General features: G+C 47.9%; 17 protein-coding genes. 7 read left to right on the top strand and 10 right to left on the bottom strand.

The window, feature by feature from the left end; translation table 11 throughout:
- The 6 genes from ABV409_RS06015 to trmB all read right to left on the bottom strand — a co-directional run bounded on the left by ABV409_RS06015 (position 1) and on the right by trmB (position 4,283).
- Positions 1-1,059 (bottom strand): NAD(P)/FAD-dependent oxidoreductase, encoded by a 1,059-nt coding sequence (locus ABV409_RS06015; protein ID WP_353876642.1) that lies wholly within the window; start codon positions 1,057-1,059, stop codon positions 1-3.
- 59 nt (positions 1,060-1,118) lie between these two features.
- Positions 1,119-1,358, bottom strand: a complete 240-nt coding sequence (locus tag ABV409_RS06010; protein ID WP_353876641.1) for a NifU family protein — start codon at positions 1,356-1,358, stop codon at positions 1,119-1,121.
- Between the two features lie 2 nt (positions 1,359-1,360).
- Complete coding sequence (locus ABV409_RS06005; RefSeq protein WP_353876640.1) at positions 1,361-2,500, bottom strand: Mrp/NBP35 family ATP-binding protein; 1,140 nt, start codon at positions 2,498-2,500, stop codon at positions 1,361-1,363.
- Between the two features lie 144 nt (positions 2,501-2,644).
- A complete protein-coding gene (locus tag ABV409_RS06000; protein WP_353876639.1) occupies positions 2,645-2,980 on the bottom strand; it encodes an MGMT family protein in 336 nt (111 codons plus the stop codon).
- A 1-nt stretch (position 2,981) separates the two neighbouring features.
- Positions 2,982-3,611, bottom strand: coding sequence for a LysE family transporter (locus tag ABV409_RS05995; RefSeq protein WP_353876638.1), 630 nt, complete (start codon positions 3,609-3,611; stop codon positions 2,982-2,984).
- 3 nt (positions 3,612-3,614) lie between these two features.
- Positions 3,615-4,283, bottom strand: coding sequence for a tRNA (guanosine(46)-N7)-methyltransferase TrmB (gene trmB / locus ABV409_RS05990; protein WP_353876637.1), 669 nt, complete (start codon positions 4,281-4,283; stop codon positions 3,615-3,617).
- Between the two features lie 71 nt (positions 4,284-4,354).
- Here trmB and ABV409_RS05985 point away from each other — a divergent pair, with 71 nt between their 5' ends.
- Complete coding sequence (locus tag ABV409_RS05985) at positions 4,355-5,467, top strand: glycosyltransferase (protein WP_353876636.1); 1,113 nt, start codon at positions 4,355-4,357, stop codon at positions 5,465-5,467.
- On the opposite strand, the gene ABV409_RS05980 is transcribed toward ABV409_RS05985, so the two are convergent.
- A complete protein-coding gene (locus tag ABV409_RS05980; protein WP_353876635.1) occupies positions 5,395-6,447 on the bottom strand; it encodes a sensor histidine kinase in 1,053 nt (350 codons plus the stop codon). The genes ABV409_RS05985 and ABV409_RS05980 overlap by 73 nt on opposite strands.
- Positions 6,447-7,133, bottom strand: a complete 687-nt coding sequence (locus tag ABV409_RS05975; RefSeq protein ID WP_353876634.1) for a response regulator transcription factor — start codon at positions 7,131-7,133, stop codon at positions 6,447-6,449. The genes ABV409_RS05980 and ABV409_RS05975 overlap by 1 nt, the downstream gene beginning before the upstream one ends.
- Before the next feature lie 197 nt (positions 7,134-7,330).
- Between ABV409_RS05975 and ABV409_RS05970 the strand changes: the two genes are divergently transcribed.
- The 5 genes from ABV409_RS05970 to ABV409_RS05950 all read left to right on the top strand — a co-directional run bounded on the left by ABV409_RS05970 (position 7,331) and on the right by ABV409_RS05950 (position 13,344).
- Positions 7,331-10,156 (top strand): TonB-dependent receptor, encoded by a 2,826-nt coding sequence (locus ABV409_RS05970; protein ID WP_353876633.1) that lies wholly within the window; start codon positions 7,331-7,333, stop codon positions 10,154-10,156.
- A 21-nt stretch (positions 10,157-10,177) separates the two neighbouring features.
- Positions 10,178-11,389, top strand: coding sequence for a multidrug transporter (locus ABV409_RS05965; protein WP_353876632.1), 1,212 nt, complete (start codon positions 10,178-10,180; stop codon positions 11,387-11,389).
- Between the two features lie 149 nt (positions 11,390-11,538).
- Complete coding sequence (locus tag ABV409_RS05960) at positions 11,539-11,841, top strand: T9SS type A sorting domain-containing protein (RefSeq protein WP_353876631.1); 303 nt, start codon at positions 11,539-11,541, stop codon at positions 11,839-11,841.
- A 128-nt stretch (positions 11,842-11,969) separates the two neighbouring features.
- Positions 11,970-12,293: a T9SS type A sorting domain-containing protein gene (locus ABV409_RS05955; protein WP_353876630.1), complete on the top strand. Its 324-nt coding sequence runs from the start codon at positions 11,970-11,972 to the stop codon at positions 12,291-12,293.
- Between the two features lie 67 nt (positions 12,294-12,360).
- Positions 12,361-13,344 (top strand): long-chain-fatty-acid--protein ligase, encoded by a 984-nt coding sequence (locus ABV409_RS05950; RefSeq protein WP_353876629.1) that lies wholly within the window; start codon positions 12,361-12,363, stop codon positions 13,342-13,344.
- A 20-nt stretch (positions 13,345-13,364) separates the two neighbouring features.
- Here the strand turns inward: ABV409_RS05950 and tyrS are convergent, their stop codons facing one another.
- Entirely contained in the window at positions 13,365-14,663 is a 1,299-nt protein-coding gene (gene tyrS, locus ABV409_RS05945) for a tyrosine--tRNA ligase (protein WP_353876628.1), read from the bottom strand.
- Positions 14,664-14,749: 86 nt separating this feature from the next.
- Here tyrS and ABV409_RS05940 point away from each other — a divergent pair, with 86 nt between their 5' ends.
- Positions 14,750-15,760, top strand: coding sequence for an NAD-dependent epimerase/dehydratase family protein (locus ABV409_RS05940; protein ID WP_353876627.1), 1,011 nt, complete (start codon positions 14,750-14,752; stop codon positions 15,758-15,760).
- Here the strand turns inward: ABV409_RS05940 and ABV409_RS05935 are convergent.
- The gene (locus ABV409_RS05935; protein WP_353876626.1) at positions 15,732-16,175 is read right to left on the bottom strand and encodes a DUF4296 domain-containing protein; all 444 of its coding nucleotides are present in this window, start codon (positions 16,173-16,175) and stop codon (positions 15,732-15,734) included. The two genes, ABV409_RS05940 and ABV409_RS05935, sit on opposite strands and share 29 nt — an antisense overlap.

Here is a 16,175-nt window from a genome sequence, read left to right as displayed (position 1 = left end):
TCAATCGATTGCTTTGATTACGGCTTTCGGAGCCTCTTTCTTACTGCCATCAAAACCGGTCACACCCCCTACGGTAGTATATTTCATGACGTATTTTTTATCGGGATGGATGCGTTGGTACGCACTTTGGCACATCAAGGTGGCTTCATGGAAACCACACAAGATCAGCTTTAATTTACCCGGATAGGTATTGATATCACCGATGGCGTACACCCCGGGAATATTGGTTTGGTAATCGAGTGCGTTATCGACCTTGATGGCGTTCTTTTCTATCTCGAGTTCCCAATCGGCCATTGGACCGAGTTTCGGTGAAAGTCCGAATAAGGGAATGAAATCATCAACTTCCAATTCGAAACGCTCTTTGGTACTGGTGCGCTCGACGACCACCGCGGTCAGGCGGTCTTCTCCTTTTAGTTCGCGGACTTCGGCCGGGGTAATGAGTTTGATCTTACCGGCGTTTTTCAGTTCCTGTACTTTTTCAACGGAATCCAAGGCACCGCGGAATTCATTGCGCCGGTGTACCAAAGTGACCTCAGCGGCGACATCGGCCAAGAAAATCGCCCAGTCCAAAGCGGAATCGCCCCCTCCGGCAATCAGCACCCGTTTGTCGCGATAGATCTCAGGTTCGCGGATCATATAGGCCACCCCTTTGTCTTCATAAAAAGCGAGCTTGTCCAAAATAGGCTTGCGTGGCTCGAAACTCCCCAAACCACCCGCAATGGCAACGATCGGCGCATGATGTCGGGTCCCTTTGTTCGTCGTCACCACAAAGGTGCCGTCTTCCAATTTTTCCAGTGTATCGGCACGTTCGCCCAAAGTAAAACCCGGTTGAAAGGGTTTGATCTGTTCCATGAGGTTATCGACCAAGGTACCCGCCAATACTTCAGGAAAACCAGGAATATCGTAAATGGGTTTTTTCGGATAGATTTCGGCACATTGCCCCCCTGCCTGTGGTAGCGCATCGATGAGATGGCAACGCAGTTGTAGCAACCCGGCTTCGAATACCGCGAAAAGCCCTGTGGGGCCCGCGCCAATAATGAGGATATCGGTCTTGATCATAAGGAGTGGGGATTTCACACAAAACTACAGCGTGGTTTTGTGGGCATCCATGATTTTTGTCAGCTCAAATTGATGACTTCCTCGATTTGTGGTGCGTACTTCTTGATGGTCATTTCCACTCCGCTTTTCAAGGTCATTTGATTGACACTACAAGCGATACAATTGCCCTCGAGTTTGACCTTTACCGAGGTATCGTTGTCTATGGAGATCAAGGAAATATCACCTCCATCACTTTGCAAGAAAGGACGGATTTCGTCCAATGCTTTCTCAACGTTGCTTTTTATTTCTTCCGATGTCATACTCATTTCTTTTGGACCGCGGCACATCCGGCCATGGTCGTGATTTTGATCGCTTCCGTCGGCGGAAGGTCTTTGTTCCGTCGCACCATTTCCTGAACGACATTTTTGGTCAGCTCCTCGAAAGCCGATTCGATGGGGGTTGCCGTTTGTAAGGCAGCGGGTCTTCCGACATCCCCGGCCTCGCGGATACTTTGTACCAAAGGAACCTCTCCTAAGAAAGGCACCTTAAGGTCTTCGGCCAAATGTTTCGCTCCATCCTTACCAAAGATATGATATTTGTTATCAGGTAGTTCGGCCGGAGTAAAATAGGCCATATTCTCAACGATTCCCAATACGGGTACGTTGATCGCTTCTTGCTGGAACATGGCCACCCCTTTACGGGCATCGGCCAAGGCGATCTCTTGGGGGGTACTCACCACGACCGCACCGGTAACGGGCAACGACTGCATGATGCTCAGATGGATGTCTCCGGTACCTGGGGGCAAATCCAACAAGAGAAAATCAAGGGTTCCCCAATGGGCGTCGAAAATCATTTGGTTCAAGGCCTTACTGGCCATCGGTCCCCGCCAGATCACCGCCTGATTGGGCTGGGTGAAAAAGCCGATGGATAACAATTTGACCCCATAATTCTCGACCGGCTTCATTTTATTCTTACCATCGACATTGACCGATAAGGGCTTTTCCAACGCCACATCGAACATGATGGGCATCGAAGGCCCGTAGATATCCGTATCGAGCAAACCGACCTTAAATCCCATTTTTGCCAAGGTGACCGCCAAATTCGCGGTTACGGTAGACTTACCGACCCCCCCTTTACCGGAAGCCACGGCAATGATATTCTGGATGCCGGGAATGGGTTTGCCTTTGATCTCGTTCACCTTGGGTTTGGCCGGGGCGTTGACCTTCATATTGACCTTGATCTTCGCTTTGGCATAGACCTTTTCATGAATGATCTTCAAAATCTCCACTTCGGTCTTCTTGCGGGCTTGAAGGCTGGGGTTCGCTATGGTAATATCGACCTCGACCTCGTCACCGAACACCTGTACATTGGTCACCGCACCACTTTCGACCATATTTTGACCCTCTCCGGGAACCGTGATTCCCTCAAGAGCGGCCAACACCTGTTTTTTCGTGAACTTCATATTTCGGTTTTGAGCTCCTTGACCCTGTTTTCATAGGGCAAAGTCGCTTAAATTGATTCTAAATTACAAAGATAGGGCGCAGGACTAAGAGTATAAAGCGGAATGATTGAAAATCAAGATGGTGGCATCGTTAAAACCAATATACTAGAGGTCTCCTGAAAGTTCTTTTACGGGATCCCAAAAGTGTTTGGCGAAATCAACGATCTGATTGTCGACCACCTTGACTCCCTCGTTTTCGAGCAATTGTTGCATGAGGTTGGTGCCATCGAAATGATGCTTGCCGGTCAATACCCCTACCCGGTTCACGACCCGATGCGCCGGCACGTCTTTGGTATGTGAATTGTTCATGGCCCAACCGACCATGCGTGCACTGCGGGCGGCCCCAAGATATTTCGCAATGGCACCATAAGAGGTGACCCTGCCATAGGGGATCAATTGGGCGACTGCGTAGACTTTGTCAAAAAAATTGGTGTTGTCCATTTCAGTTATAGAATATACGGATCAAGGTAATCATCAATAGGACGAGCATCAAGGCACTCAAAATATAGTTCGAATTCTTCGAAAAACGGTTGGTCTTCATTTCCAACTTGTTGAAATAGAAGGTATACAGATAGAGCACGGCGAAGGTGCCCAAACCGGCCGCCAAGATGAAGGTCACGATATCCCCGGGTTCGAATTTGATCCAGCCGGCCTCGTTCCACATCGCGTTCAAACTGCTGTAGTACGGCACCGTCAACAGGTTCAAGGCTGCCAAGAGCATGCCTTTGAAAAAACTGTTCTTCTTGCTCAGGTTTACGGTTTTGATCTGTTTCTTTTTGTTCCGTCGTGCCGACAAAAAGAAATACACCGTAAAAAAAGCGAAAACACCGATGGCCAGTTTCAACAGCCAATCGATCACTTGCGGATTGTTGTACAGGAATTTGGAAATATACACCGCCAACAAGGCCTGCAATACGATCATGGTCGATACGCCCAAACTGAAAATGACCCCGTTCAGCTTGCCTTTTTCAACACTGGTCTTCGCGGCGTTCATATTGAGCAAGCCTGGAGGTACGGTCGCCATAAAGGCCGCCGAAAAGGTCGCGAAAAACAAAATTAGCAGATGGGTCATCGATCAGTGTATCCGAAAGCGGAGGTATGTTATTGGTTTAGCAACTTCAAGATACTGTTTTTCGTAAAAGGTTTGGATGTCCAGTATTTCTTTCGGGCTGCCTGCGTTGCGATACACATCGTGATTGGCATACAAGATCTCGTGGCCAAGACCGCTCAGCAATCCCAGGGTATAGCCGTGCATGAACTCACTGTCGGTCTTGAGATGGACGATACCTTGTGGTACGAGGATCTTGCGATACAGTGCTAAAAAATCAGGGTTGGTCATGCGATGTTTGGTGCGCTTGTACTTGATTTGGGGATCAGGAAAAGTGATCCAGATCTCGGCCACCTCCCCAGGCGCGAACAACGCATCCAACAATTCGATCTGGGTCCGTAAAAAGGCGACATTCGAAAGCCCTTCTTCAAGGGCGGTCTTGGCACCGCGCCAAATTCGGGCCCCTTTGATATCGATTCCGATATGGTTCCTATCCTGGTTTTGACGTGCCAGGCCCAAGGTGTATTCGCCCTTACCACAACCCAGTTCCAAGACGATCGGGTGGTCGTTCTTGAAGTGTTCGCCCCATTTGCCCCTTAAGGGGAACCCTTGAGCGACTTCCTCGCGAGTAGGTTGGATCACATTGGCGAAGGTGCTGTTTTCTTGAAATCTTTTGAGCTTGTTCTTGCTTCCCAAAACAATATCTTAATGATTTGGCAAAACTAAGGAAATCGAAATGCATACATCCATTGCTTTCTTTGTGTTTCATGACCGAACGTAAAAAAATTTTGGTCGCCCCTTTGAACTGGGGGCTTGGACATGCGACCCGCTGCATCCCGATCATCAACGAACTTTTAAATCAGGGGCATCAGCCCCTACTCGCTTCCGATGGAGTCGCCCTGAGGTTACTTCGCAAAGAGTTTCCTGAATTACCCGCCTACGAGCTCCCATCTTACAAAATAACATACGCTGAAAAGGGCAAGCACTTCAAAATCAAGATGATTTGGGATTCCCCCAAGGTGCTCAAAGCGATCGCCAAGGAGAAAAAGGCCGTAAAACGCTTGGTCAAGGAACTGGAACTTGATGGCATAATTTCAGACAACCGTTTGGGGGTATACTCGAAAAAAGTGCCTTGCGTATTCATCACCCATCAATTGAACGTACTTTCAGGAAACACCACTTGGTTCAGTTCTAAAATGCACCAAAGGATCATCAAAAAATTCACGGAATGCTGGGTGCCCGATGTGGAAAGCAAACCCAACCTGACCGGGAAATTGGGCCATTTGAAAAAACCAAAGGGCAACATCAGGTATCTGGGTCCATTGAGCCGGTTTTCGAAAAAAGACAGCGGCAAAAAATACGATCTCATGGTCTTACTCTCCGGTCCTGAACCCCAGCGGACCATTCTTGAGGAAAAACTACTGTCAACACTGGAAACCTTCGAGGGGCGGGTCCTATTCGTTAAAGGGAAAATCGAGGCCCAACAAAAGAAAGGGACTTTGAAAACCGCGAGAGGCCGTGTCGACATCGCGAATTTCATGAAATCGGAAGCGCTTGGGAAAGCCTTGAACAAAAGCGAATTGGTCCTTTCACGTTCAGGGTACACCACGGTGATGGACCTGGCCAAATTGGAAAAAAAGGCATTCTTCATTCCGACCCCAGGTCAATACGAACAAGAGTATTTGGCCGAAAGGCTGCAAAAACAAAACATGGTGCCTTATTGCACCCAAGAAGAATTTGATTTGACCCAGTTGGAACGGGTCAAAAAGTTCAAGGGTTTGACCCAAATGGAAAGCACGGTCGACTATCAGGATTTGTTCACCGCTTTCTCCAAAGTAAACGAAAACTCCGAACCTACTTCGAGCTCACTTTCGACATAGATCTTTTCGTCATGCGCCTCGATGATGTGCTTTACGATGGCCAAACCGAGCCCAGAGCCCCCCTCACTACGACTACCACTCTGGTCGACCCGATAAAACCGTTCGAACAATCGGGAAATGTGTTGTTTCGGAATACCCTCACCATTGTCGGTAACCCTAACTATGACCTTGTTCTTGATCAAATTCTCAACACTGACCTCTGTGGTTCCGTTGCTATGGCCATATTTGATGGAGTTCACCAGCAGATTGGTAATGACCTGTTGGATTTTTTCGGAATCCCCCATTACATAGATGGGTCGGGTGTACTCCATATCGAAAGTCAGGGCGATCTGCTTTTTGGCCGCACGCATTTCGAGCAATTCAAAAACGTTTTGGATCAACTCGATGATATCGAATTCCTTTTTTTCCAAATTGAGGTCTCCGGTCTCCAACTTGGTGATCATATCGAGATCGCGAACGATATAGATCAAACGTTCGACGCCCTTACTGGCGCGTTTCAAATACTTCTCGCTGACCTTTTTGTCTTTGATCGCCCCATCGAGTAGGGTCAAAATATACCCCTGTACAGTAAACAGCGGGGTTTTCAGTTCATGGGATACGTTTCCTAAAAAGTCTTTTCGATATTCTTCCCTGATTTTCAGGGTATCGATCTCGATTTTCTTGTCTTGGGCGAATTTTTCGATTTCTTCCGTCAAGGTTTTCATGTCGGTGGTGATGGGCTTTGAAGAAAAAGAAGAGGATTCCAAAAGCGACACATCGTCATAGATCTTCTTGACCCTTCGGTAAATGAAACGTTCGACCCTGGACTGGATGATCAAAAAAGCGATTCCAAAGGAAATCGGAAAGAAAATGGCCAGTACGACCCAATCCAGATTCCCGGTATAATAAAGGATAAGCCCTAAAACGAGCCAGAGTAAAATGGATATGAACAAAGAAGATCGGAGGGCGAACCGATATGATTTTCGGAGCTTGATCGCCATTAGAGCACGAACTTATAGCCCACCCCTTTTACGGTCTTGAAATGATGGTCGCCGATTTTTTCGCGAAGTTTTCTAATGTGTACGTCGATGGTACGCCCGCCGACGACCACTTCGTTGCCCCACACCTTGTCCAAAATCACCTCCCGTTTGAACACCTTACTTGGCTTGGAAGTCAACAAGGACAGCAATTCGAATTCCTTCCGGGGTAAAACAATCTCTTTACCATCGTTCACGATCTTGTACTCTTCGCGATTGATAATGATGTTCCCGACTTGCACGATATCCTCAACTTCGGTCTTGTCTTCCTTCAACCGACGCAATAGGGCTTTGACCTTGCTGACCAATACCTTGGGTTTGATCGGTTTGGTGATATAGTCATCGGCCCCGGCATCAAATCCGGCAACTTGTGAGTAGTCTTCGCCCCTGGCCGTCAAAAAGGTGATGATCGTATTTTCGAGACCCGCTGTTTTACGCAATATCTCGCAGGCCTCAATACCGTCCATTTCGGGCATCATTACATCCAAAATAATCAGATGGGGATGTTTTTTCTTTGCCTTGGCCACGGCATCGATCCCATTGGTTGCCGTACTTATTTCGTATCCTTCGGAAGAAAGGTTATAACTCACAATCTCCAGAATATCAGGCTCATCGTCTACCAAAAGGATCTTGATATCTTTTGTTTTCATGGTCGGCTTTTAAGCGTAATTCATCAAATGTAAAGATAATACAATAACCGTTTTGCCACTTAACATTGATTTAATGTCATAACCTTATGGTAATGGTTATTAAATAAACTCTTAACGGACAACTAACGCGACTTTTACACCACCTGTTTTCCTTTGCGCCGAGATAAAATCAACGAATACCGGACAACGAAAACACAATGAAAAACCTTTTTGCTTTAACAGCACTGTTATTTTCCTCTATAATATACGCACAGACAGGTTCTATCGTCGGAAAGCTCACCGACAAGGAATTGAACAACGATCCCTTGGCCTTCGCCAACATCTTGATCAAAGGCACGACCACCGGTACGACCTCCGATTTTGATGGGCTTTATGAAATTCCCGGTTTGGAGCCCGGCACTTATACCGTAGTCTATAGTTATTTGGGCTACGAAACCATTGAAATTCCGAATGTGGTAGTCGAAGCCGATAAGGTAACCACGGTCAATGTGCCCATGAGTGCTTCCCAAGGGTTTGCCCTTGACGAAGTCGTCATCACGACCACAGCAAGAAAAGATTCGGAAATCGCCCTTTTGCTCGAACAGAAAAAGGCCTTGACCATTCAAGAAGCGATCAGTGCGGAAGCATTGACACTTAAAGGTATTGACGATGCCGCTGCTGCGGTTGCCCAGATATCCGGTATCTCAAAGCAACAGGGGTCGAGCAATGTCTACGTTCGCGGCTTGGGTGATCGTTACCAAAACACCACTATGAACGGCTTGTCGTTGCCTTCGAACGATGTCAACAAGAAAAACATCGATTTGGATCTTTTCGGTGCGGGCATCATTGAGAACGTTTCCGTACGCAAAGCCTATGGATCGACTTTCTACGGCGATTTCGCCGCAGGGAACGTCAACGTCGATTCAAAAGAATATACGGGTGACGGATACATTGCCGTCAGCTTGGGTACGGGTTTCAATTCGAACGCAAGTGGAGAGGATTTCGTTCGCAGCGAAGGCCCTAGTTTCTTTGGCTTCTATAACCGTTACGACAACGATCCTTTTGCGATTGTTCTATCACATGGCGTCGATCCTCAGGATGCTTCAAGCCCGGTTAACTTTTCTGGCGAAATCGAAGGGGGGTACTCTTGGAACCTCAACGATGAATCGCGATTGAGCTTCTTCGGTGCCGCTAGCTTTAGCAACGGCTACCAACTGTGGGAAGGTCCTGCCCGGGATTTTACCAATGTACTGAAAGTCGATTTCCCAAACGTACGTGAGTTCGCCTACGGTACTACAACAACGGCACTTGGTAATATCACGTACCGTATCAATGATGACCACAAGGTGAAATACAGCTCCCTTTTCGTAAACAGCTCCACGGATGCCGTCGGATTTTATGGAACCAATGGGGAGGGAACCAATAGGGATGCCATCATCGATACGGATCGCGGGTTCTATGTCATGAACGTACAGTTCAACCAAGACATGATCTTCGTGAACCAATTGACCGGTGAGCATACCTTCGATGACAAATGGAGCCTGGATTGGGGCGCTGGTTTCAATAAAGTATTTTCCGATGAACCAGATCGAAAGCGGATTACCTTGGAGAACTATCAGTTCGCTTTGGATAGTGACCCGAACACCAACCCCGTGTTCTATACCAACATCCCTTTTGACAACCAACGTTTTTTCCAAAGTATCGAAGACGATGAGTTGAACAGTTATGTGAATTTCGGGTATAAAGCCTCTGAAAACCTAAAGTGGAATTTCGGGTACAACGGTCGTCGCAAAGAACGTCGTTTCAACAGTATCCGTTATGGTTACGAGATCCAAGATCGTGATGCTACCCCAGTGACCGATGTGAATGATTTCAACTCGATTTTTGATGTGACCAATATCAACATCCCTGATGGTAGCGGTCTGTATGATTTGATCGTTTTGAATCCGATCAATAACGATATCGGTAACCGAAACCGCCCAGGACTTCCTGAAAACACCTATAAAGGAAACCTCAACGTGCATGCAGGTTACGTTTCGGCAGAACTAACGGTTGGGGAAAAATGGAGTTTCGTTCCCGGCATCCGCTTGGAGTCTTTCGATCAGAGGGTCGAATATGACGTCATCAACATCCGCCCAGATGACCCAGGGGTACGGGATGTTTACGAGAACATCTTCTTGCCGAGTTTGAACGTTCGCTATGCCTTGAACGACAACTCAAACCTGCGTTTCGCCGCCAGTAAAACGGCCTCTTTTCCGGAGTTCAAGGAAGTAGCCCCTTTCGTTTATGAATCCGTTACCCAAAGGGTCGGTGGTAACCCGGATCTCTTGGGTGGCTTGAATGGGGATGGCCCCACCTACTCCGATGTTTACAATTTCGATCTCAAATACGAATGGTTCTTGGAACGCGGTGAGATCATCTCGGTAGCGGCTTTCGCGAAAACGATCAAAGATCCCGTTAACCGCGTGGTAGCGGCCGATGCGACAGGAACCCAACGTTATTTCAGAACGGGTGAACAGGCCGATATTTACGGGGTCGAATTGGAACTTCGCAAAAACCTATTGACCGATGCAGATGAGAATGCCATCCTTTCGTTCGGTTTGAACGCCGCCTACATCAGCACAGATCAAGATTTAAAAGACATTCCCGCTGGGGAGGAAAATACTTTTGGCACCTCGTTCAACCGGGATTCGGATGAATTGGAAGGCGCTTCCCCATTTGTCATCAATACGGATTTGAATTTCAGTCCGACTTCCTTTGGGACCTATAAACCCAAAGCGACTGTTGTTTTCTCCTACTTCTCCGACCGCATCTTTTCATTAGGTGCAGGAAGCCTTGGCAATATCGTCGAAAAGGCGGTACCCACCTTGGATTTCGTTTGGAGAAATGCTTTTGGGGAACACTTTGAGGCCAACCTTTCGGCCAAGAACATCTTGGATCCCGATGTATCCTTCGTTCGAGAAGGTACCGGTATCGGGGATATTACCATTCGCTCGTATAATCTCGGGGTTAACGTAGGGCTAACCCTTAAATATAAATTTTAATTATTCCATAAACTCAGAACAATGAAAAACAAGTTTTTATTTTTAGGTATAGCCGCTGCAATCTTTATTGGTTGTGAAAGTGACGATACTTCCGATATTGTGATCAATGACAATAGCATTGTGAACAATACCACCAATAACACCACCGGTGACGGTACCACGGATCCCGATGTAACCGCAGTCAACTTAAGTGGGGTTTACACTGAAGATCTTACCTTGGATCCAACGATCGAGTACACCGTTACAGGTCCGGTCCTTATGGCCAGTGGTACGACCTTGACCATTCCTGCCGGAATGACCGTACGTGCCCAACCTGTTGGGGTCAATGCCTACATCGCTATCCAACAAGGTGCCCAAATCAATGCCGTTGGTACCGCCAGCGAGCCCATCGTTTTGACGTCTAACGCTAGCAGCCCTTCTTCAGGGGATTGGGGAGGTTTGGTCATCTGTGGCCGTGCCCCGATCAACTCAACAGCTGACGGTTCTACCGATACCGCGACTTCTGAAGTCGGTGGCCTTTCTTATGGTGGCAACACCCCAGCCGATAATTCTGGAAACATCCAATACATGCGTATCGAATATGCAGGTGGGGCCATTGATGGCAACGCCGAGTTGAACGGACTTTCAGCCTATGCCGTTGGGAACGGGACTACCATGGATTTCATTCAGATCTACGAAGGTTCCGATGATGGATTCGAATTCTTTGGAGGCACCGTTAACGCAAGCCACTTGGTCGTCGTAAATTCCGAAGACGATTCCATCGACTGGACCGAAGGCTATATCGGCAACTTGACCGATGTTTACGTACAGCACGGATCCTCTCACGACAAAGCTTTCGAATGTGACGGGTACAATACCGATTTCAGCAACGAAGGTGGTTACTTTTCAGCACCGAACGTTACCAATGTCACCGTAGTCGGTGATGGCGAAGACGATAGCGATGAAGCCATTCGTTTGCGCGCGGGTACCCAGGTGATCTTTACCAACGTATTGATCTCGAACTATGCCGAAGGTTTCGATTTGGACGGCGATATGGGCGACAACCCAACCGGCCAAGGCGTGCTTGACGATTTGTTGAACATCATCGACGTGACTTTCGATAACGTAACCACCACCTTGAAAAACGATACGGGCTTTACTTTTGACGAAGCCGATGTGATTTCAGGTGTCGGAAACGGAACAGGAACCGATATCGCTACTTGGGGAGCAGGTTGGACCGTAGGGATCAACTAATACCAAAAGCATCATAAAACCATAAAGCTCCGCGAAAGCGGGGCTTTTTTTTGCACTTTATCGAAAATTGTAGGCTTTTTCGACATACGGTCGATCGCTGGCAGGCAAATTGGTTATATTTGTGGCATACCCTTTGTTACCAATACTTTATGAAGCACTTCTACTTGATTGCTTTCTTTTTCGTTTCATCCTTTGCGTTCTCACAGCAAACGGATGCCGATATCGAAGGGTTCAAATTGTATCCCAATCCTACGGTAAACGGTAAGATATATATCGATACCGCCCAAAAAGCACCCAAGCAAATCTACATTTTCGATGTATTGGGCACCCAGGTGATGGAGACCACGATTTTAGGGAACGAACTCAATGTTTCACGCTTGGACAAAGGGGTTTACATCCTTCGCGTTCGGGAACGGAACAAGGTGGTGACCCGAAAACTGATCATCAAATAAACGCATTTCACCGACGTTTTTTGCGCTTCATCGGACTGACCTACAATTAATTGGGTTTCACAACAATTTCTATTTGTAGGGAATTCCTTTCCGTACCTTTACTTTGCTATTATCCCAAATTGGCATTGATGAAGAAAATCTACTTAGTTCTACTTATGGCGTTTCCACTCATTTCCATCGGACAAGAATTGGTCAGTGTCAACGACGCTGAAACCCCGAAAGTCAAAGGATTCAAAATGTATCCGAATCCAGCTTATGGAGAAGAAATCTATATCACTACCGCTACCAACGGCACCAAAGACATCCAGGTCTTTGATATTTTCGGTGAAGCAGTATTGAAAGACCGCATCGCGACCAACACCTTGAACATCTCTAGACTGGTTCCTGGGGTATATGTGTTGCAAGTGACGGAAGATAAAAAGACCATGACCCGCAAGCTGGTCGTAAAATAACTACCCAAACTAACACAAGCGAGGCCCCTTCTTTCGAAGGGGTTTTTTATTTGGTAATTTTGCCAAGATGGCCTTTGATACCCGATCGATCTTCACCCTCGCTTCCGAAGCGGAATTCCATGCCAAGACCATGGAACTCTTTGCCTTCCAATACCAAAATAATCCGGTCTATGCTGAATTCTGTGACCATTTGGGCGTGGTTCCCAAAAAGGTGGAACAGATCGATCAAATCCCTTTTCTACCCATAGAATTTTTCAAATCCAAGACCATTCAAACCACGGGCATGCCTGCCGAAATCACCTTTACGAGTAGCGGGACCACCGGATCGGTGACCAGCCGACACCATGTAGCCGACCTCGCCCTATATGAAATGGGTTTTCGAAAGGCCTTCGAACGGTTCTATGGCCCCTTGACAGGGTATTGCATTCTGGCCTTGTTGCCCTCCTATCTCGAAAGGGAAGGGTCCTCTTTGGTCTATATGGCCCAAGACCTGATCAGCGGTTCGAAGCATCCGGAAAGCGGGTTCTACCTGAACGATCTTGAAGGCTTGAAAGAGCGCTTGCAGCAACTGGAATCACATGGTCAGAAAACGCTGCTCCTTGGGGTGACCTATGCCTTGCTCGATTTGGTCGAAGCCTTCCCTTTCCAACTCAAGCATACGATCGTTATGGAAACAGGCGGAATGAAAGGCAAGCGAAAGGAACTGGTACGCGAAGCCTTACATGCGCAGTTGTGTGCAGGTTTTGGGGTGGATGCCATCCACTCGGAGTACGGCATGACCGAATTACTTTCACAGGCCTACTCCGACGGATTGGGGATCTTCCATTGCCCCCCTTGGATGCGGGTTCTCATCAGGGATACCGAGGATCCACTAAGCTATCAAGCCTTGGGTAAAACCGGGGGTATCAACATCATTGATTTGGCCAATGCCTATTCGTGCCCCTTTATCGCGACCCAAGATTTGGGCAAGGGTTATGAAGACGGAAGTTTCGAAGTGCTCGGCAGGTTCGATCACGCCGACATCAGGGGGTGCAACCTTATGGTCGTCTGATCCAAAGGGTTTCGGAATAGTTAGGTGTTGAACACCAAGACGAAGTAGTTTCGCTTCCCCTTTTGTAGCAATACGAATTGATCGTTGATCAAATCCTTTGCGGTAATGCGATAATCTTCCTTGACCTTTTCCTTATTGACCGAAATGGCGTTTTGTTTCAATTCGCGCCTGGCTTCCCCATTGGAGCCCAAAAAAGAGGTTTTGGCCGCCAAGGCACCGATCATATCCAAGCCCTCTTCCAGTTCGCTTTTTGATAAACTCGCCTGGGGCACGCCTTCGAATACCTCTAAAAAGGTCTGCGCATCAAGTTGTTTGAGGTTGTCTGCCGTCGATTTTCCGAACAGGATCTCACTGGCCCCTACGGCGTTCTCGTAGTCTTGCCGCGAGTGCACCATGGTCGTGATCTCTTCGGCCAACTTCTTTTGGAGCTGCCGCAAATGCGGACTTTCTTCGTGTTGGGCGATCAGGTCCGATATCTCGTTTTCACTAAGGAAGGTGAAGATCTTGATGTATTTGGCCGCATCGGCATCGGAGGTGTTCAACCAATACTGATAGAAACGATAGGGCGACGTACGCTTGGGATCCAACCACACATTCCCACTTTCCGTTTTCCCGAATTTGGTACCATCGGCCTTGGTAATGAGTGGGCAGGTCAACGCATAGCCCTTGCCGCCGCCGATCCTGCGGATCAACTCCGTACCGGTGGTGATGTTGCCCCATTGGTCGCTACCGCCCATTTGAAGCGTACAATTATGGGTGCGGAACAAATGAAGGAAATCATAGCCCTGTACCAATTGATAGGTAAACTCGGTAAAAGACATGCCTTCTTTCGCTTCTGACGAGAGCCGCTTTTTGACCGAATCCTTGGCCATCATATAATTGACGGTGATATGCTTGCCCACATCCCTGATGAAATCGAGAAACGAAAAATCCTTCATCCAATCATAGTTGTTGACCAATACGGCCGCATTGGGTTCCTGCCCGTCGAAGTCAAGGAACTTGCCCAGTTGATTTTTCAAGGCCTCTTGGTTATGCCGTAAGGTAGCTTCATCGAGCAGGTTTCGTTCGGCCGATTTTCCCGAAGGATCCCCGATCATTCCGGTCGCCCCTCCAACCAAGGCTACGGGCTTATGCCCGGCCAATTGGAAATGGCGAAGCATCATGACCCCGACCAAATGTCCGATATGTAAGGAATCGGCCGTAGGATCGATCCCTACATAGGCGGCCTGCATGTCCGATAATAAATGATCTTCGGTTCCGGGCATGGCATCATGCAACATCCCGCGCCATTTCAATTCAGCAACAAAATTCTTCCGCATTCGTGAATTTCTAAGATTCGCTGCAAATATAAAATCTTGGCAGCACGATATTCAAAAAATTATCGGTCAATTCGGTAAATTTGGGGATGGTATTGATTACAGGGGGTACCGGTCTGGTGGGATCGCACCTACTTTACAAATTGGCGCAGCAAGGCGAACCCTTAAGGGCGACCTATCGCACCGAGCAACGCAAAGCAATGGTCGAGGAGGTGTTCTCCTACTACACGGATGACCCAAAAGCACTGTTCGATCGCATCGAATGGGTCGCCTGTGACATTACCGACCCCGTCACCCTTGCTTCGCATTTTGAAGGCGTGGCCAAGGTATACCATTGCGCTGCCCTGATTTCGTTCGACCCAAAAGACGACAAGCGTTTGCATAAAATCAATGTGGGGGGCACCAAAAACGTGGTGAACCTCTGTATCGCCCATGGCATCGAAAAACTCTGCTATGTCAGTTCGATCGCGGCCATCGGTCCGGCTGTGGGTGAGGCTTGGGTTACTGAAGAAACCGAATGGCAAGACCTTCCGAACACTGGGTACAGCCATTCGAAATACCGCTCTGAGATGGAAGTCTGGCGCGCTTCGCAAGAAGGGGTCGATGTGGTCATCGTCAATCCGGGGGTGATCATCGGACCTGGGTTTTTCAAAAGCGGCAGCGGCCTTTTCTTCCACAGCGTAGCGCGCGGGCAAAAATTCGTCTTGCCCAACGGTACCGGCTTCGTCACCGTCATGGATACCGTTCTGGCCATGCAGTTATTGATGGGGTCCGACCTAAAAAACGAGCGATACGTCTTGGTCAATGAGAACCTTAGTTACCTAGAACTGGTCACCCAAATAGCGTCGGCCATGAACTTGGAACCCCCTAAAAAAGTGCTGAAATCTTGGCAATTGGAACTGTTATGGCGCTTGGATTGGTTAAAGTCGGTTTTGGGTGGGAAACGGAGAAGGCTTTCCAAACGGACGGCCCGGCTCTTTGCCAAACGGGACTATTACGATCATTCGAAAATCAAGGCCTTGGAAGGCTTTAGCTTCGAACCGCTTTCAGCGGTCATTGCCAAAACCGCTGCTATCTATCGGGACCATTATCCCGAATGACTGGTGGTTTATCGACCTTTTTTAGACTATCGCGTCTTTTATCAGCCGAAGCCCTTGATTTTTCGGCCTTTTCCTTTCGTTCGTCTTCGATTACCTTAATCTGTGCCTGCAGGCGTTGTTCGACGGATTCGTAAATCATCTGATATTTCAAAGGGATGGAGGCATAGTACTGATCACTATGAGCAAATCGCACGCTATCAATGCCGTATTTTTCATAAATGAAGGGCATGATCTGTAGGTTGTTGTTTTCCATCACCGCCTTGTTCGTCGCCTTCGTAGCATTCAAAACGGCCAAATCATAGATAATGTCGCCCATTTGTTCTTCGGTCAACAAGTCTGCAGGTGGCTCGATGACCTTTTCGGCACAACCGACCAGCAACATACATCCACTCAAAAACAACAAAAACCGTTTCAT

It is taken from the genome of Flagellimonas algarum (assembly GCF_040513375.1).
GTDB classification, from domain to species: Bacteria; Bacteroidota; Bacteroidia; order Flavobacteriales; family Flavobacteriaceae; genus Flagellimonas_B; species Flagellimonas_B algarum.
Note: the sequence above shows the minus strand (reverse complement) of the source record. Positions and strands in the feature narration are given on the sequence as shown.